At 68.2% G+C, this 17532-nt stretch carries 13 protein-coding genes; 6 read left to right on the top strand and 7 right to left on the bottom strand.

What is annotated here, in order from left to right; translation table 11 throughout:
* The first annotated feature begins 7 nt into the window (after positions 1-7).
* Together Voc01_RS26665 and Voc01_RS26670 are read left to right on the top strand one after the other, a co-directional pair.
* Positions 8-799, top strand: coding sequence for an SAM-dependent methyltransferase (locus Voc01_RS26665; protein ID WP_203930296.1), 792 nt, complete (start codon positions 8-10; stop codon positions 797-799).
* Positions 796-1530 (top strand): leucine-rich repeat domain-containing protein, encoded by a 735-nt coding sequence (locus tag Voc01_RS26670; RefSeq protein WP_203930297.1) that lies wholly within the window; start codon positions 796-798, stop codon positions 1528-1530. The genes Voc01_RS26665 and Voc01_RS26670 overlap by 4 nt, the downstream gene beginning before the upstream one ends.
* Here the strand turns inward: Voc01_RS26670 and Voc01_RS26675 are convergent.
* Together Voc01_RS26675 and Voc01_RS26680 are read right to left on the bottom strand one after the other, a co-directional pair.
* Positions 1523-3265 carry a transglycosylase domain-containing protein gene (locus tag Voc01_RS26675; protein ID WP_203930298.1) on the bottom strand — a complete coding sequence of 581 codons (1743 nt, stop codon included), beginning with the start codon at positions 3263-3265 and terminating at the stop codon, positions 1523-1525. The genes Voc01_RS26670 and Voc01_RS26675 overlap by 8 nt on opposite strands.
* Before the next feature lie 71 nt (positions 3266-3336).
* Entirely contained in the window at positions 3337-3969 is a 633-nt protein-coding gene (locus tag Voc01_RS26680) for a TetR/AcrR family transcriptional regulator (RefSeq protein ID WP_203930299.1), read from the bottom strand.
* 140 nt (positions 3970-4109) lie between these two features.
* Here Voc01_RS26680 and Voc01_RS26685 point away from each other — a divergent pair, with 140 nt between their 5' ends.
* The 3 genes from Voc01_RS26685 to Voc01_RS26695 are packed head-to-tail and all read left to right on the top strand — an operon-like array spanning position 4110 to position 7538.
* The gene (locus Voc01_RS26685; RefSeq protein WP_203930300.1) at positions 4110-4886 is read left to right on the top strand and encodes an SDR family NAD(P)-dependent oxidoreductase; all 777 of its coding nucleotides are present in this window, start codon (positions 4110-4112) and stop codon (positions 4884-4886) included.
* Positions 4887-4890: 4 nt separating this feature from the next.
* Positions 4891-6018, top strand: a complete 1128-nt coding sequence (locus tag Voc01_RS26690) for a DUF5938 domain-containing protein (protein WP_203930301.1) — start codon at positions 4891-4893, stop codon at positions 6016-6018.
* A gap of 5 nt (positions 6019-6023) precedes the next feature.
* Positions 6024-7538, top strand: a complete 1515-nt coding sequence (locus Voc01_RS26695) for an AMP-binding protein (protein ID WP_203930302.1) — start codon at positions 6024-6026, stop codon at positions 7536-7538.
* On the opposite strand, the gene Voc01_RS26700 is transcribed toward Voc01_RS26695, so the two are convergent.
* Together Voc01_RS26700 and Voc01_RS26705 are read right to left on the bottom strand one after the other, a co-directional pair.
* On the bottom strand, positions 7528-7929 hold the full coding sequence (locus tag Voc01_RS26700) for a hypothetical protein (RefSeq protein WP_203930303.1): 402 nt from the start codon (positions 7927-7929) through the stop codon (positions 7528-7530). The two genes, Voc01_RS26695 and Voc01_RS26700, sit on opposite strands and share 11 nt — an antisense overlap.
* Before the next feature lie 1430 nt (positions 7930-9359).
* Complete coding sequence (locus Voc01_RS26705; RefSeq protein ID WP_203930304.1) at positions 9360-11873, bottom strand: MFS transporter; 2514 nt, start codon at positions 11871-11873, stop codon at positions 9360-9362.
* Positions 11874-12526: 653 nt separating this feature from the next.
* Here Voc01_RS26705 and Voc01_RS26710 point away from each other — a divergent pair.
* The gene (locus tag Voc01_RS26710; RefSeq protein ID WP_203930305.1) at positions 12527-15559 is read left to right on the top strand and encodes a fibronectin type III domain-containing protein; all 3033 of its coding nucleotides are present in this window, start codon (positions 12527-12529) and stop codon (positions 15557-15559) included.
* A 59-nt stretch (positions 15560-15618) separates the two neighbouring features.
* Here the strand turns inward: Voc01_RS26710 and Voc01_RS26715 are convergent, their stop codons facing one another.
* From Voc01_RS26715 to Voc01_RS26725, 3 genes are all read right to left on the bottom strand, one after another.
* A complete protein-coding gene (locus Voc01_RS26715) occupies positions 15619-16164 on the bottom strand; it encodes a hypothetical protein (RefSeq protein WP_203930306.1) in 546 nt (181 codons plus the stop codon).
* A gap of 69 nt (positions 16165-16233) precedes the next feature.
* A complete protein-coding gene (locus Voc01_RS26720; RefSeq protein ID WP_203930307.1) occupies positions 16234-17247 on the bottom strand; it encodes a DUF4238 domain-containing protein in 1014 nt (337 codons plus the stop codon).
* A gap of 73 nt (positions 17248-17320) precedes the next feature.
* The coding region (locus Voc01_RS26725) for a helix-turn-helix domain-containing protein (RefSeq protein ID WP_203930308.1) at positions 17321-17532 on the bottom strand (212 nt) is incomplete at its 5' end.

The raw sequence follows: 17532 nt of genomic DNA on the forward strand, positions 1-17532 counted from the left end.
AGGCCTGATGAACCGTCCGACCTGGGCGCCCGACGACGTCGACATCGACGCGCCGAACGCGGCCCGCATGTACGACTACGCCCTCGGCGGCTCCCACAACTTCGAGGTGGACCGGGCGCTCGTCGAACAGGCCGAGGCGAGCATGCCCGGCGCGAAACGGATCGCGCACGACAACAGGGCGTTCCTGCGCCGGGTGGTGCGGTGGCTCGCCGACGCCGGGATCCGGCAGTACCTCGACATCGGCTCGGGCATACCGACGCTCGGGAACGTCCACGAGATCGCGCGGGCGGCCGCGCCCGGGTCGCGCGTGCTCTACGTCGACATCGACCCGGTGGCCGTGGCGCACAGCCGCAGCCTGCTGGCGGACGACCCCGCGGCGCACGCGATCGAGGGCGACCTGCGCGACCCCGACGGGATCCTGTCGCATCCGGAAGCCGACCTCGACCTGTCGCGGCCGGTCGCGGTGCTGCTCTTCGCGGTGCTGCACTTCGTCGGTGACGACGACGACCCGGCCGGCCTCGTCCGGCGTCTCCACGACGCCGTGCCGGCCGGCAGCTACCTCGCGATCTCGCACGGCTCGCCGCCACCCGGGCGGGTCGAGGACGCCGAGAACGTCAGCCGCATCTACCGGCGCACCCCGTCTCCGCTGCACCTGCGCACCCGCGAACGGATCCTTCCCCTGCTGGGCCCGTTCGACCTCGTCGAACCGGGGCTGGTTCCGGTGACCGACTGGCACCCCGACGACCCGGTCGACGAGAGGCAGGAGGCGCTGCTCGGCGCCGTGGCGGTCAGGCGATGACCGACCTGGCGACGGCCGAGGCACGGATCGACGCCGCACGGGTCGCGCGGTCGCCGCACCTGGACCTGTCCAGGTTGGGGCTCCACGAACTGCCCGACGCCGTGCGCCGGCTCTCCCACCTCGAGTCGCTCGACCTGGCGTTCAACAACCTCGAGGACCTGCCCGACTGGCTGACCGGGCTCGACGGCCTCGTCGAACTGAGCGTTCAGCGCAACATCCTCGAAGAGGTGCCCGAGGTGGTCGGCTCGCTGACCGGGCTGCGCGCGCTCGACCTGAGCGAGAACAACCTGGAGGGCATGCCGCTCGACGCCCTCGGCCGGCTGACCAACCTGGAACGGCTGGCCCTCATCGACACGCGGTCGGACCGGCTACCGGAGAGCATCGGCGACCTGTCCCGGCTCACCGACCTCGACCTGTACCTCGGCTGGTTCACCGACTCACCGGACAGCCTGCCGGACACCCTGGGGCAGCTCACCTCCCTGACCCGGCTGGAGCTGTCCCGCAACGGCCTGGCGACCGTGCCGGAGTGGATCCGGCGCCTGTCCAACCTGCGGCAGCTCAGCCTGTGGCTGAACGAGATCGACGAGCTGCCGGAGTGGCTCGCCGAGCTCACCGAACTGAGGGAGCTGTGGGTACCCGGTGAACCGGACGACGAGATCGTCACCGTCCTACGCACGCTGCCCCACCTGGAGAAACTGACCATGGGCGACGAGGACGTGGACCTCAGCTGACGCCGACGAACCCGGTCCAGGCGTCCCGGGACGGCTGCGCCGGATCCGGCCCGTCGGGCGTCTCCCGACCGGTCCACACGACCACGGCCAGGTCCGGGGTGTAGCCGGCCGTCCAGCCGTCGCGGACGGGCGCCCCGTCACCCCACCGGACGGTTCCGGAGAGCGCCACGGCCGGTCGGTCGTCCGGCAGCCGGGGCCGGGGTGCGGCAGCCAGGACCTCGGTCACGTCGGCGGCCACGCGCTCGCCGAGGACCCGGTGCTCCGCGGTCCGCGTGACCGGCACCGCGCCGCCGTCGGGCGACGAGGCCGAGGTGACGACGTGACGGTCCCGCCGGATGCCCTTCGCGGCGAACGTCGCGTACACCGACGCGAGGTCCGCAGGGCTCACCGGGTACCGGCCCAGCGCGATGTCGGCCCGGGTCTCGCCCGGGGTCGGCTCGCCGGGCAGGTCGACCAGCGCGGAGGTGACGCCCAGGCGGTGCGCCAGGTCGGCGACCTTCGCGGGTCCGACCCGTTCCGCCACGTCGTACAGGGGCGTGCTGAGGGACCGCGCCGTCGCGTCGAGGAGCGTGCAGTCCGGGCACTGGGCGTTTCCGGGGTTGTACAGGGGCGGGCGCCCCCGGAACGTCCGCGGGGACGAGCCGTTCCAGCGCGAGCGCGCCGAGATCCCCTGCCGGAGGGCCTCGGCCAGGACCACCGGGTGGAACGTCGCCGCGGGCGGGCGCAGACCGCGGGCGTAGTCGAACGAGCCGCCGCCGTGGTACGCGCGCACCGCGCCGGTGTGCGGATCGACGGCGACGAGCGCCGCCCGGAGGTCGGCGTCCAGGGCCGGGGCGAGGTGGTCGGCCGCGGCCCGTTGCGCCTCCCGGTCGATCGTCGTGACGACGCGCAGTCCGGCCGTGCGCAGCGTCTGCGGCGTGACGCCGTAGCGGCCGAGCTCGCGCTCGACCAGGTCGACGACGTGACCGGCGGGGCCGCGCGGGGGCGCCACCACCGGGTAGGGCGTGGCCCGCACGGCGTTCCCGGTGACCCAGCCCTCTTCGGTCATCTTCGACAGGATCCAGTGCCAGCGCGCCCGCGCGGGGCCGGGGTTCTCCGCGGGGTCGAAGCCCCACGGGTCCTTGATGGCCGCCGCGAGAACAGCGCCCTGTGCCAGCGTGACCTCGCCGACCGGGACCCCGAAGTAGGTCTGCGCCGCGGCGGCGATCCCGTACGCGCCGCGCCCGAAGTAGATGGTGTTCAGGTAGCGCTCCAGGATCTGGTCCTTGCTGTGGCGCTCCTCGAGCCGCATCGCCAGCTCGGCCTCGCGGACCTTCCGGTGGATCGACCGCTCCCCGGTCAGGTACGCGTTCTTGACGTACTGCTGCGTGATGGTCGAGGCGCCCTGCAGCCCGTCGCCGAAGACGTTCGCCGTGACGGCCCGGACCATTCCCCGTGCGGAGACCCCGCGGTGGTCGTAGAAGCCGCGGTCCTCGGCGGCCAGGACCGCGTGCCGCACCTGCAGCGGGACGTCCGCGAGCGCGACCTCGCCGCGGTTGGTGACCCCGACGTACGCGAGCACGGTCCGGCCGTCCGAGTACAGCAGCTGTGACGCCTCGGGTGCCTGTGGCGCGTCCGGCAGGTCGACGCTGGCCAGAAAGGCACCCGCTCCGACGGTCACCAGGCCGGTGAGCTGAACCGAGACGGCGAGCGCGATCCGCACGACGCGCGACCGCCGGAGACTGTGGAAGGGCATGGCACGTGCACCATGCCCGGACCCGCCGGCCTACCGTCGCACAAGCGGTCCCCGCGCTCCGCGCAGGACGCTCAGTGCCCGGCCGGAAGCGGCGCGAGCAGAAGCGGCATGACGGCCCGGACCTGGCCGACGAGCAGCGTCAGCACCTCGGTGTCTCCGCCGACGTAGGCCAGCAGCGCCTGCTGGAACAGCCCGTCGAGCATGGCGTACGCGAGCGGCGGTTCGAGGGCCGGCGGACGGTCGGAGAGTTCGGCGTAGCGGCTGACCACCCGCCAGATCATCTCCTCGAGTGTCTTGTCGATCACCGTGACCGCGTCGCGGAGCTGCTCCTCGAACATGCTCTGGGTGCGCAGGTCGTACCAGAGGCGGTGCATCGGCGCCTCCTCGCGGATGGTCTCCGCGAGCTTGGCCGCGAACGCGTCGACCAGCCCGTCGGCGGTGAGGGACGCGGCCAGGACCCCGTCGTAGCGGGTGACGCAGCGGGCCTTGTAGTAGCGGACGCTGTGGATGACCAGCTCGAGCTTGTCCTGGAAGTAGTAGTGGACGACGCCGTGGCTGAACGTCGAGTTGTTCGCGATCTCCCGCAGCGTGGTGCGCGCGTACCCGAGCTCGCCCAGCGTCTTCAGCGCCGACTCGGCGAGCTGGTCGCGACGAGCGTCGAACTTGTCGACGGTGCCGCGTCGCGTACTCGGAGAGGGAGCCACGCTCGCATCCTAAATGTCCGGGGCCGGTTCTTGACAAGTGTCCAAATTTTCTTGGACGCCTGTCAAGATTTTTCTTGACAGACGTCAAGACCAGGGATGTGATGGGGGTCTCATCCGCCGCCGCACCTTGGAGCTTCCCCATGGCCGATCTCAACGGACGTAAGGCACTAGTCACGGGCGCCGCCCAGGGGCTGGGTGAGGGCATGGCCCGCGCCCTGGCCGCCGCCGGTGCGAAGGTCGTCGTCGCCGACCTGCAGGACGACCTTGGCGCCAAGGTCGCCGAGTCGCTCGGCGACGGGCACGGCTCGGTGCACCTCGACGTCACCGACGACACCGCCTGGGAGACCGCCGTCGGCCAGGCGACCGACCTGCTCGGCGGGCTCGACATCCTGGTCAACAACGCCGGCATCGAGATCACGAGCCTGCTGATCGACCTCGACGCCGACAAGGCCCGCAAGCAGTTGGAGGTGAACCTCCTCGGCACGGCGCTCGGCATCAAGCACGCGTTCCGCGCCATGCGCGGGAGCGGCGGCGGAGTGGTCATCAACGTCGCTTCCGTGGCCGCGACGATCGCGTTCCCCGGCATCGGCGTGTACTCGGCCACCAAGTCCGGCGTCGACCGGCTCACCCGCGTCGCCGCGATGGAGTCGGGCAAGCTCGGTTACGGCGTGCGGGTCAACTGCATCTACCCCGGCCTCGTCCCGACCGCGATGGGTGCGGGCCTGGCCAACGACGTCGCCCGGATCGGGCTGTTCGGGTCGCCGGAGGAGGCGGTCGGCGCGGTCGTCGGGCTCACGCCGTCGGGACGGCTGGGCGAGGTCGCCGACATGGCGTCCGCCGTGGTCTTCCTCGCGTCGGACGAGGCCAGCTTCATCAACGGCGTGGGACTGCCCGTCGACGGCGGAATGGGGATGTGACGTCATGGCAGACAAGCCCGTCGTCGTCTACGGCGCCTCCGGCTACACCGGCCGACTGATCTGCGAGTACCTGCGCGAGTACCACGTGCCGTTCATCGCCGCCGGCCGCAGCGCGGCCAAGCTCAAGGCCTCGATGGAGTCGAACGTCGCCGGCATCGAGACCGCCGACTACGAGATCGTCGAGGTCGGCCACGACCCCGAGGCGCTGCAGAACCTGTTCGCCGGCGCCGAGGTCGTGTGCAACACCGTCGGACCGTTCTCGAAGCACGGCCCCGCCGTCGTGGAGGCGTGCCTGGCCAGCGGCGCGCACTACCTCGACACCACCGGCGAGCAGGACTGGCTCATCACCTGCGACGAGAACTACGGCAGCGACTTCGCGAAGGCCGGCCTGCTGCTCGCGCCCGGCATCGCGCACATGTACACCACCGGCGAGATCGCCGCCGAACTCTGCCTGGAGACACCCGGCCTGGACACCCTCGACATCGCGGTGTTCTGGGGAGGCAGCCCCACGATCGCGTCGACGCTCACGATTCTCGTCAACGCGGCGCTTGCCGGCGCGTTCCACCTCGAACAGAACAAATACGCGCCATGGGACCCGGACGCCGGCCTCTACCAGCTGGTGATCCCCGGCCAGCACGAGCTGGCGCTGGCCCTGCCGTGGGGCGGCACGTCCCACCCGGTCTGGTACCGGCGCGACCCGCGGGTCGCGAACGTCAAGGTGCTCGGCGGCGTGTTCAACCGGCCGCTGATGCTCGGCGTTCCGCAGATCGTGGCGCAGGCCGTCGAGGCGACGAAGCACCTGCCGCCCGACGAGCAGTACGCCGCGCTCACGGCCACCGCCGCGCAGGTGATGAACCAGATGCCGCCGCGGGAGAACCCGCGGGTCAACAAGTCCCTCGACTCGGTGCACGCGTCCGGACCGCTCGGCCGGGCGCACTGCGTGATTCACGGCAACAGCAACTACAAGCAGACCGGGCTGCTGCAGGCGTACGCGGCGTACTCGCTGCTGCAGAAGCCGCCCCGGAGAGCCGGCTTCGCGTCGGGCTGCCAGGCGTTCGGGCACCGCGAGCTGCTCGGCGTGCTCAGCAGCTTCGGACTGGTGCGCGAACCGGTCGTCACCGTCGGGGGCTGATCTCCGTGCGGCTTGTCGACTACCTGGACAAGGGCGCGTCGCTCGATCCCGACGCGCCCTGCCTGACCACCGACGGGCAGAGCGTCTCCTACGCCGAGGTGCAGAACCTCAGCGGGCGCATCGCGTCGGCCCTGAAGGCCCGCGGCGTGCGGCCCGGCGACCGGGTCGCGATCCTGTCGGCCAACGACCCGACGGCGTTCACCTGCGTGTTCGGGATCAGCCGGGCCGGCGCGGTGTGGTGCCCGATCAACCCGCGCAACGAGGCGGCCGAGAACCGCGAACTGCTCGACCTGTTCGGCTGCGTCGCGCTCATCTACCAGGAACCGTTCGCTCCGCTGGTCCGACAGATCCGTGACGACCTGCGCGACCTCACGACGGTGATCTGTTTCGACGACGACGAGGACTGGAACGACTTCCTCGACGGCGGCGAGGAGCCGGCCGACGAGCCCGCCCACGACGACCTCGCGATGATCGTCGGGACCGGCGGAACCACCGGCCGGCCCAAGGGTGTGGAGCTGACCGGCACCAACCTCGAGACGATGACGGCCCTCACGCTGATGAGCTACCCGTTCGAGGGCCGCCCGGTCTACCTCGCGCTCGCACCGCTGACCCACGCCGCGGGCGTGCTGTGCTTTCCCGTGCTGGCGCTCGGTGGCGAGGTCGTCGTGATGCGCACTCCCGCGGTCGGCGTTTTCCTGGACCACGTGCAGGCGCACCGGGTCACGCACACGTTCCTGCCACCGACGCTGATCTACATGGTGCTCGCACACGTTTGCCTCGACGACACCGACCTGTCGTCGCTGCAGTGCTTCTGGTACGGCGCCGCCCCGATGTCACCGGCCCGCCTGGAGGAGGCGCTGCGCCGGATCGGTCCCGTGATGGCGCAACTGTTCGGCCAGACCGAGGCGCCGATGATGATCTCCACGATGGCGCCGCGCGACCACTTCCGCCCCGACGGCATGATCGCGTCGGAGCGCCTGGCATCGGCCGGCCGCCCGTCGCCGCTGTGCACGGTGGCGATCATGGGCCACGACGGCGAGCTGAAACGCCGACGCGAAACCGGGGAGATCGTCGTGCGCGGCTCGCTGGTGATGCGCGGCTACCACCGCGACCCGGCCGCCACCGCGGCGGCGTCGGCGCACGGCTGGCACCACACCGGCGACATCGGCTACCTCGACGAGGACAACTACCTGTTCATCGTCGACCGGGCCAAGGACATGGTCATCACCGGCGGCTTCAACGTGTACTCGACCGAGGTCGAGCAGGCGATCATGCAGCATCCGGCGGTGCAGGACTGCGCCGTCATCGGGCTGCCCGACGACAAGTGGGGTGAGCGGGTCACCGCCGTGGTGCAGCTTCGGATGGGACGCACGGTGGCGCCGGCCGAGATCGGCGCGTTCGTCCGCGAGCGCATCGGTGCGGTGAAGACGCCGAAGCAGATCGAGATCTGGCCGGACCTGCCGCGGTCGAAGGTCGGAAAGGTTCTGAAGCGCGACATCCGGGCCACGCTCATGCCCTGACTGCCTTCTCGATGACGCAGGTGGCCCGGATGTCGAAACTGTGCGGACCGGAGTGGTCCTGCGCCAGCAGGCACTCGTCACGGTGCGGTCCGTTGATGCTCGCACGGGCGCAGGTGTCGACCTGGATCAGCCGGTGGCGGTCGCTCGCCCAGTACAGCCACCACCAACGCTCGCCGTCGTCGGCGGCGCCGGTGAAGGCGATGTGGTCGCCGTCGTGGCCGAGCGCCAACTCGCAGGTGACCGTCCGGAGCACCGGTCCGATGACCGACGGTAGTGCCGCCAGCGTCGCGGACTGCGGGGCGGTCAGGTCGGAGGTGGCCGGACAGCGGCTCTCCTGGTCGTCACCTGGGTACATGGCGGGCGTCTCCGTGAGGGACCAACGATCGGTCATGACAGTTCACCTCGTCGTCGGGCGTCTTCGCGACCCCTCCATTTCCCTCGTTCGGCAATCCCAACCGTGCCCGCCTCGATCGACTCCGGTCAGAGCAGGCCCCGTCGGATGGCCTCGGCGACCGCGGTCCCACCTCGGGTTCACCACCTAGATCAGGTCACGCGCGGCTCGGCCGCGCGCAACCTGCGCGACGGGATGCAAGGTCCAAGAAGCAACTGGCCTTGCCTACTGGGCGTCAGTGTTGTGGCTCCCCGGTCGGCTCAATGCCCCGAACCAATATCCGACTACGGTGCCTGCAATGCCTGTGACCGGAGCAATGTAGCTTCCGAAAGCCTGCGGATCCAAGCTCGTGACCATTGCGATGACTGGCATTGCTACGACGCCGAGCACAACTAGATAAAGTGTGATGCTTCGGGCATTCCAGGCGTTGCGATCCGCGCGATCGACTGCAGTGTCAGCGCCCTCTTGGTATGCCTCGCGAAGTCGAGCGTTTAGGGCCAGTACGAACTCCTCCGCTGCCTTTTGCTGTCGTTCCTGCCGCTCTATGCGCTCTTGACGATCTCGTTCTTCAGCTTCGCGCTTCTCCTCGTCAGATGCGTCCACGGGAGTCCTGGGGAGGCAGCCCAGGGTCCCCCAGTTCTTGCCTCAAGTGCTCGATCAAGCAATGCTGTGATTTCAAACCGCGACAATTCCGGCACCCTGGAATCCGTCGCCATCGGTCATCCACCTCCCGCATGGTTTGCTTGAAAGCATGGCATCCACCGGTCCGGCAGCGAACCCTCCGATCGAACGGCGAGACGCCGAATCGTTGATCAATCAAGCGATCCATCGGCGCTTCAACCTGCCACAGCGCAACCGTGAGGGAGCGCGCGACAGGAAACCGCCAACCCTCCGATGTTGCTAGCAATTGCTCACGAAGGGGCAGCTACCGGTCGAGCGCCAACAGCGACCGATCGGTGGCCTCGCCGAGTTCGCTGCTTGACCTGCGACTACGGCTAACGGCTGATGGCAGCCGATGATCTGGCTCGCCTCTGAAATCGGAAGGCCAGCGGTGCGAACCGCCAGCGGCGCGCAGTCGCGCTGCCGCAGACCGACAGTGACCAAGCCCCTGGCCAGCGTATAGAGCCAAACACCCCGTGTCAGCGATCCACCTTGACCCAGTTTACAAGCTCCCGGATTTGCTCCGACGGATTCAAGTAAGCCGTCATCAGGTCCACCCAAATATACGCAGGTCAAGGGCGGCTTTCCCGGTGCCGCGGGAGCCGCCCTTGATCTTTTGACCGTGGTTTGACCGTGAGGTTGGGCGAGTCACAACTTGGTGACGGGTGGCTCTCACTGGCAGAGAACGATGACGGGGTCGTGCGGCCCAGGCGCCGTGATCGATGCGGCCCGGACCGGATGGGCAACTACCTGCACACCGCTCCTTCCGGCTAGGGCAATGGCACCCGCGCTCGGTGGGAGAAGCTGACGGCAACGAGGGCGGTCATGAGTGCCGCTCCGGCCACGCCGAGTGCCGCCGTGCCGAAGAACGTGACCACGACTCCGGAGCAGATGGCAGCGAGGCCACCGGCGACGCCCATGGCGATGTCACAGAACCCCTGAACCGCGGGTCGGTCGGCCGGACCCGCCGATTCACTCAGCAACGTAGATCCGGCCACCATGCACGCGGACCACCCGAAGCCGATCGACACGAGTCCGAGCGTGGTGACCGGCAGCGACGGAGATGCGATCGCGATCCCGAGACAACCGCCTGCGATGAGCGCGATGCCACCGGCGATCGTCGGTCGACGGCCGACATGATCGACGAGGACGCCCATGACCGGCGACAACGCGTACATGGCGGCGACATGCAGCCCCACCATGACTCCGACGCCGGTCAGCGCTGGAGGCGCGTGATGTCCCTCGAGCACATGAATGGCGCCGAAAATCATGACCGCGATCATGGCGGCGTGGGCCAGCATGACCGTTGCTGTTCCTGCGCGGGCGTCGATGTCGGTCAGGACGATACGGGCGGCAGCCCGCAGGTCGGCACCCGCGACCGCGGCGGGTTGCGGGTAGATCGGAACGGACTGGGCGGTGCTTTGACGGGCGTTCTCTGCCCGGGCGATGAGGAGCGGATCCGGCCTCATCAACCACCACACGGCGGCAGCCGAGGCGGTGAACATCGTCGCGGAGCCGACGAACCCGCTCGCGTACGCGGGAGCGCCCGCGAGCCGGCCGATGCGGTCGATGAAGGGGAACAGCGAGGGCCCGACGATGGCGCCGATGGTGGTGCTCCACACCACGATCGACAGCGTGCGTCCCCGGACGTGGGGCCGGGCCAGGTCGACAGCCGCATATCTGCTCTGGAGGTTCGCCGCCGTCCCCGCTCCGAAGAGCGTTCCTCCGACCAGCAGCAGAGTGACCGACGTCAGATGGGCGGCGGCGAACATGAGGCAGCCGCCCAGGGCGCCGGCGAGGTGGTTCGCGACGAGCGCGGGGCGCCGGCCGTAGCGGCGCATCAACCATGTGGCGGGCAGCGCGGACAGTGCACCACCAGCGAGGCTGCACGAGATCGTCAGCCCGGCCACGACCGGACCTCCCACTGCCCATCCGAGCAGAGGGCCGCCGAGAGTTCCCAACGCGACCCCGACGCCGTTGGGAATCTGGACAGCGGTGAGCAGGATCAACGTTCGGCGTTGCACCCAGTCGGGGTCGACGTAGTCCACAGCTTGCCGATACGCGTCGATGCCGCCGTTGACGTGGACACGGTCACGGATGACCCGCTGGACGAGCCGGTGCATCTGGACTAGGCGGCCGCCGCGGGGCAAGGTGATTAGGCTTATCGCCGTAGCGCGGGCGAGGGCCCTCGCGACCTGGTCCGGCGCCACTGCTGTCCCGCCGTCGGTCACCACCGACAATGCGGCGCAGGCGCGCTCCAACCGATCGCGCGGGCATCCGGCCGGGAGCATGCTCAACAGGGTCAGGACCCGATCGACGGCTTCCCGATCTGGTCCCCCGTCGGTAATCGTCGCGATCGACAGCAGGATCGCCTCCGCGGCCCCGCGCTCGTAGCTGTCGCCATCCACCCGCCGCAGCAACCGGTCCAGCGAAACACTTCGCAGACGGTCCAGATAGGTCGCGTAGCTCCACCCCTCAACCCGGATCACCGCAGCCGCCTGCGACATCGCCAACGGCAACGCACCGAGCTCCGCCGCCACCGCGGCAGCTCCCGAGCGGTCGTCGAGCCCGGTCCGTTCGGCCAGGAAGCCGACGGCGGTAGACACCGGGAACGGACCTACCTCGACCAGCGAACCAAGGTCACGAGCCGCCCGCCGGACGCCTGTGATGACAGCGGTCGCCCCGCCAACGGCCGGAAGCCATCGCCGGACCACGTCGACGTCGACGACGTTGTCGAAGACCAGGGCCACCGATCGTCCGGTGCTCTCGATCCACCGCCGAGCCGCGGCGGCCCGGACGGTCACCGCTGTCTCGCCCGGCGCCGCACCGACGCGCTCCGCGACAGCAGCGAGACCGTCGAGGAGGGTCGCTTCGGTCTCGGCGACGATCCAAGCCACAACTGACACCCGGGTCCGCACTTGTGACCTGAGCCAGGCCGCGGCCAATTGGGTCTTGCCCGCGCCGGGAGGACCGACCAGAGACACGACCCGCGGCCCGGTGGCGCTCACGATCGCCTTGTCGACCTCGTCGAGAATGTCGGCGCGACTGACGAAGCCAGGGGCCTGGGCCGGAACCTCGCCGACAACCACGACGTCGGCATCGGCGCCAGTGTCGGGACTGGGTGCGCGAGAGTTGATGTCCTCGTCGGCCCGGGACGCCCATGCGGACATCGGCGCTCCGATCACCGCCATTACGACGGCCGCCAGCGACAACGCCACGTCGGGCGACAGGCCGGCGAGGCTAAGCACCCACCACGAGAGGAAGAAGCCACCGACCGACCCCACGGTGGTCAGCGTCCACCTGACCGTCGCCGGACGTCGGACACGGAGATCAACCACCGGTCGACTCCGATCCCGATCATCGCCCGATTGCGCCCTCCACCGCGAGTGTAGGAAGACGATCCAAGCGAAGCGTTGCCGATTCACCCAATCGGGAATGCCTCTCAAACTCGATTCGGTCGCTCGAATATGCGTCCGGCAACCTCGCTACTGCACTGTGCGGCACCGCAGGGCGTTCACCATCGAAGGCACTTCCCGATGTGTCCGCGTCGTCCTCGTGCGCGAATATCGGATCGTCTGCTGTCCCGTCAGTTTTTGAGCAATGTCCCGGTCGTGGTCTTTTCGAGGTATTGCGTCACATCCTCGGCCGGATTCGACATCCGCCACGTGCTTAATAACGCAAGGCGCTTTGTCGGAAAGCCGGCGACATTCGCCGCCAGTGCGTAGGACAGCGGTCTTGGACCAACAACTACCAGGCCGGCAGTCGGCGGGAGAACGGTGTGCGTCGCCGAAGATCGGCGGAGTTCGTTCGGCAGTCGGCGTCCGAGCCTGCCTGACCGGAGGCACAGAAGCCCGCAACGGGCCACAACGGCCGTCACCAGCTCACCGTTGAACACGGTGTTTCGATCCATGGTCGTTAGCGCCCCTCGGAGGTCCACGTGCGATCCTGGTCATCCAGAAGCTTTCTGGTCTTAAGTTCGATGGCAGCCGTTGTAGTCCTGACGTTGGGACTACTCGTGCCGACGGCAAACGCAGAGACGAAGCGGCGTCCGTCCGTGCCGAGCGGTGTGACGGCAACGCCCGGAGACGCTTCAGCGCTTGTCAAGTGGAAGCCACCGTCGAACGCCGGCGAAGCGGTGGTCACGGGTTACGTGATTACGGCGTATCCCGGCGGTGCCACCGTCACTACGACGAATGTGACCAGCTATCAGGTCGGTCAGCTGACCAACGGCAAGGTGTACACCTTCACGGTCGCAGCCATCACCGCTGCGGGTACCGGCCCCGCGAGTTGGCCGACGAAACCGATCCGGCCCAAAGCGGCAACCCCACCGGGCACACCCCGTGCGGTGGCCGCGACCGCGGGAAACCTCCAGGCAGTCGTCACCTGGAACGCACCGGACAACGACGGGGGCAGCGCGATCACGGGCTACCGGGTGGTCGCGCAGCCGGGCGATCTTGTCGTCACCGTCGAGGGCGACGCTCGCCAGGCCGTCGTAACCGGACTGACCAACGGCAAGACCTACCGGTTCGTGGTCAGCGCCGTCAACGCGGCCGGTCGCGGCAGGGAATCCGATCGCACCCGCCCGGTCACACCGGCGATCGGACCGCCGGCGGCACCGGCCGCCGTCCAGGCCGCGCCCGCGGGAAAGGGCGGCGTGACGGTGAGCTGGGAACCCGGCGACGACGGAGGATCTCCGATCACCGGGTACGAGGTGGTGACGAACCCCGGCGGCGCTGTGGTGCGGACGAAGGCGGACACCACGTCCACGACGATCACCGGCCTGCGTAACGGCACCGCCTACAAGTTCAGCGTGCGCGCAAGGAACGCCAAGGGACCCGGTCCGGCTCTCGCCACCGCTGCCACCCGGCCCGACGTCACCATCGCGGTTGAGACGGTGGTCCTGTCGCCCGAGTCCCTGTCGACGCTCACCGAGGTGACCGGCGACCAGACCCTGGTGTTCGAGAAGCCGACTGACCAGGTTCGCGCTCTGACGGCAGGGCGGGTCGTGGTCGCCGGGGTGAGCGACCGGACACCGTTTGGCCTGCTGAGAAAGGTCACCTCTGTCACGACGGACGGAACCACGACCCGGGTCGCGACGGCGGCGGCGTCCCTCGACGATGCGGTCAGCAACGGCGGGTTGGCGTTGGAGAACACTCTCGACGGCGCGGACGTGGAGCAGTTCAGGCCGGCCATGGAGGGCGTGCGGATCGTCGGACAGAACGCTCTAAGGGCTGAGCTGGCCGGTCCGAAACTCACCGTCGCGATCGACGTGGACCTCGTGAAAGTCGGGAACGGGAAGGTCCACGTCACCGGGTCGCAGGACATCACGCCCACGGTGTCGTTCGACGCTTCCGTCCGGTGCTGCTTCCACACCGACACCAACTTCCGGGCGCAGATCCAGACCACCCGGAAGCTGTCGCTGACCGCCGAGATCGAGAAGGAGATCAAGGGCAGCATTCCGCTGGGCCAGATCTACTTCCGGCCGATCCAGTTCTCTGTCGGTCCGGTTCCCGTGGTCGTCGTTCCGCGGCTGGACCTCAGCCTCGAGAGCTCCGGCAAGATCAGCGCCGGCGTAGTGACGTCGATCAGCGACACCAGCACGTACGGCGTCGAGGTGGCGACCAGGGACGGCCGGGTCACCCCGCGAACGATCAACAACCGGACCACCTCGTTCCAACCGCCGACCGTGTTCGCCGCTGCCGAGTTCAAGGTCGGCGCCAGGGCCCGGCTGAACCTGCTCCTGTACGGCGTGGTCGGCCCCTACATGCAGAACACCGTGTACCCGATCGACCTTCGGGCCGACACCAGCGAGGACGCGTTCATCACATGGAAACTCACCGGCACCATCGGTGCGGGCGTCCAACTGTCGATCCTGGGTAAAACCATCGCGAACTGGGAAAGGGATCCACTGATCTCGTTCTCGGTGACGCTCTACGAGTCTGGGCCCTTGATGGGCGTGACCATCACACCCCGGCCGGTGTCGGTGGAAGTCGGCGGAACGCTCAAGTTCAGCGCCACCGTCGCGCGGTCGCTGATCCAGACAGTCAACTGGTCGGTCGAGCCCGGTGGTGGCACCATCACCGCTGACGGCATCTACACCGCCCCGAACACTCCGGGCATGTACCGGGTGACCACGACGAGCCCCGCCAACGGCCTCAAACCGCAGACCGCGGCATCCATAGACGTCGAGGTAACGCCCAAGACGCCCGCCCCGAACACAGCTGATGTGCTTGTCGTGGGCTCCGGGGTCTTCGGCGACACCAACGGCGCGGACTGGCTCCAGGCCCAACTCCGAGCGGCAGGCTACACCGTGGAGGTCATCCGCGAGGATGCCCTCCCGGCGAACCTGTCCGGCTATGGCCAGATCTGGCACCTCAGCGTCACGCCGCTGCCGGCGGCCGACCTCGACCGGCTCGCCGCCTACGTCAAGGCCGGCGGGAGCGTCTACCTGACCGGTGAACGACCCTGCTGCGAAGGTGTCAACGCTGCTGCGACCACGCTGGTCAAGAGCGTCGTACCCGGGGCCGCGGACGTGCAGATCGGCAACCTCGGCGACCCGTTCTACGAGACCGGCCCTGTCCCGGTCAATACAGCAGCCGTCGACGGGATCGGTCAGCGTCCGTTCGCATTGTCGACCTGGACCGTCTCCGCGCCCGGGGGAATGAGCGGGGTTGCCGGTGCCAACGTGTTCGCCTCCGGTCCCGGCCCTGACGGGGCGTCGGTCCCGGTCGCGGCCGTGTGGGGTCCCGATCAGGTCACCGGCCGCGGTCGGGTCGCAGTGCTGATGGACATCAACTGGACGGAGCCGGCCTACATGGACGCCACCACAGCAGGCCAGATCGCCCAGAACCTGGCGCTGTTCCTCAGCGGCGACTCAGCCCCACCGGCCGCGGCGGCAACTCCCATCAACCCGGCAGCAGAGGCGCGAACGCTCGCACCAAGTGGCCATTCGCCAACCGCTGCCAACTGACAAGCCGTGGCTGACCGGTGAACCGATCACGACTGGTGCACCGGTCAGCCACGTCTCGTTCATGGCGCTGAGGCGAACTGTCGGAGAAGGGCTGCCTGTTCAGGTTGAACGACCAGCGCTGAACTCCGCTGCTGCGGGTAGATTTCAGCCGCAGCCCATTGAGCGGCGAGCACGCTGGTACCGGTGCCGATCCTGACGCCACGCTCCCGTAGCTCACGGAGCAACTGGCGGGCATCGAACAGGTGCACGGAGTTCAGGCACCAGGGCCGGACTGTTCCGCGCGAACTGATCGCGGGTGCTGCGGGACCAGCGAGCACCAGGTAGTAGTCCAAGCCGTCCGACTCGGTGACGTCGATGAGGCCTTCCCTCTTGAGGTACCACTTCACGTTGACCGTCAGACCTTGCAGCGAGCCCGAGGCGAACCGGCCGTCGAACGCCTTCGACGTTGCGGTCTGCTCCAGATCAATGTCGAAGATCTTCGCAGCTATCCACTCGCCGAGATGGCCCGCTGTCATCGGACGTTCGATTATGCCGGCGATCTTCTTGTCAATCACGTTGCGTTCGTGCAGCAGTCCTGCGACTGTCCGAAGTTCTTGATCCTGCATCGCGTCAGTCCTCTCTGCCGCGTCCAAAACTCCGAGTTCGAGATGCTTGGTGTGGCGGATCCGTTGGCATTACGAGGTTGCATCGCCCTCGTTATGCTGACTGGCTGGCTCGGCCCCGCTGCGCCGACGCGCGGCTCGGCGCACCGTACGTTCGAGGCCGCTGCCGGGTCGGAAGTACACGTGCCGTTGCGCGGCTCGAACCTGTAGGCCATTGAACGCGTCAACGAGTTGTGCCGGAATTGCTCCGTACGCGTTGCGTGGGCCGAGTGAAGCAAGCAGATGAGGACCCAGGGGAAACACGACCTGGTCGGCGTCACCCAGCGGCACGCCACCAGTAGGGCCGATTCCGTCGTGGCCGATTCTGACTGCGAGGGCAGGAGTGTCGCCTATGAGGAACTCGCCGACGATGGGTCGGGCAATCTCCAGACCGGTACCGTCGGCAATACGTTTGGCCTCAGCGAATAGATGCTCAATCCTGATGCGCAGCAAAGCGCCGGACTCGAAAAGAGCATCCATCGGACGCAGTAGTTCGTCAGCCATCAACTCGAGTGCACCACGGCTACGGGACGGAAGATGCAGGCCGTACTTCTTGAGGAACGCCTGCTCGAGCACCTGCTCGTTGCAGAGCCACTGGTCTCTGGCCTGTCGCCGGACGGTGCTCCAGGCGCCTTCGTGCATCATCGACGTCTGGTGACTTCTGACGAAATGCAGAGCGATCGCGTCGCGGATGACCTTGACGAGATCGGGCCGCCCGAACAGCGATCCGTCAGCGGCGGCGCGTGTCGCTGCGGGCAGGCGGGTTTCGGTCTCCTGCCATACCTGTTCGGCTGACCTGGACGCGTAGCGCAGGAAATCTGGAACAAAACCGCTTTTTGAAGTTCCTGCGGGCCGAGGGGACGCATTCGGAAAGTCGAGGTTCATGCTGGCCAACAGGCGGCCGGATCGACCTGGCCAACTGCCGGTGAACTCCCGCAGAGTCGCTTGCGAAACCACATGCTGACGTTGGACGTTGTCGGCCGCTTCTCCGGAAATCTCGTTCAGCCGGGTCCAGATGTCAGCCGGTCGCTGGCGGGGTTGCGTCACTGCTCAATGTTCCCAGGTGTCGCAACCCCAATCTGCATACATGGCCGGCATGGCGATAAGAACCGTCCGCAGATCAGCACCGACAGTCGGTGTGACCATCGAGCCACCGCTCGATTTCGCTTCGGCCGTACCGCAGCATGTTGCCCACATGGATCGCACGATGATCGAGTCCGGGAGTCCGCCAGGCGTACAGAGTTGCCCTGGGCTCACCGAGCCAGTGCGCCACTTGATTGACGACCAGCAGCGGATCCGGTTCGCTGACCGGAGCTTCCGACGGCTTCATGG

This window comes from Virgisporangium ochraceum, assembly GCF_016863655.1.
Lineage (GTDB): Bacteria > Actinomycetota > Actinomycetes > Mycobacteriales > Micromonosporaceae > Virgisporangium > Virgisporangium ochraceum.

Excerpts from the sequence above, each read along its gene's own strand:
- Voc01_RS26665 (WP_203930296.1), top strand. The coding sequence starts at position 8 with ATGAACCGTCCGACCTGGGCGCCCGACGACGTCGACATCGACGCGCCG.
- Voc01_RS26670 (WP_203930297.1), top strand. The coding sequence starts at position 796 with ATGACCGACCTGGCGACGGCCGAGGCACGGATCGACGCCGCACGGGTC.
- Voc01_RS26675 (WP_203930298.1), bottom strand. The coding sequence starts at position 3,265 with ATGCCCTTCCACAGTCTCCGGCGGTCGCGCGTCGTGCGGATCGCGCTC.
- Voc01_RS26685 (WP_203930300.1), top strand. The coding sequence starts at position 4,110 with ATGGCCGATCTCAACGGACGTAAGGCACTAGTCACGGGCGCCGCCCAG.
- Voc01_RS26690 (WP_203930301.1), top strand. The coding sequence starts at position 4,891 with ATGGCAGACAAGCCCGTCGTCGTCTACGGCGCCTCCGGCTACACCGGC.
- Voc01_RS26700 (WP_203930303.1), bottom strand. The coding sequence starts at position 7,929 with ATGACCGATCGTTGGTCCCTCACGGAGACGCCCGCCATGTACCCAGGT.
- Voc01_RS26715 (WP_203930306.1), bottom strand. The coding sequence starts at position 16,164 with ATGCAGGATCAAGAACTTCGGACAGTCGCAGGACTGCTGCACGAACGC.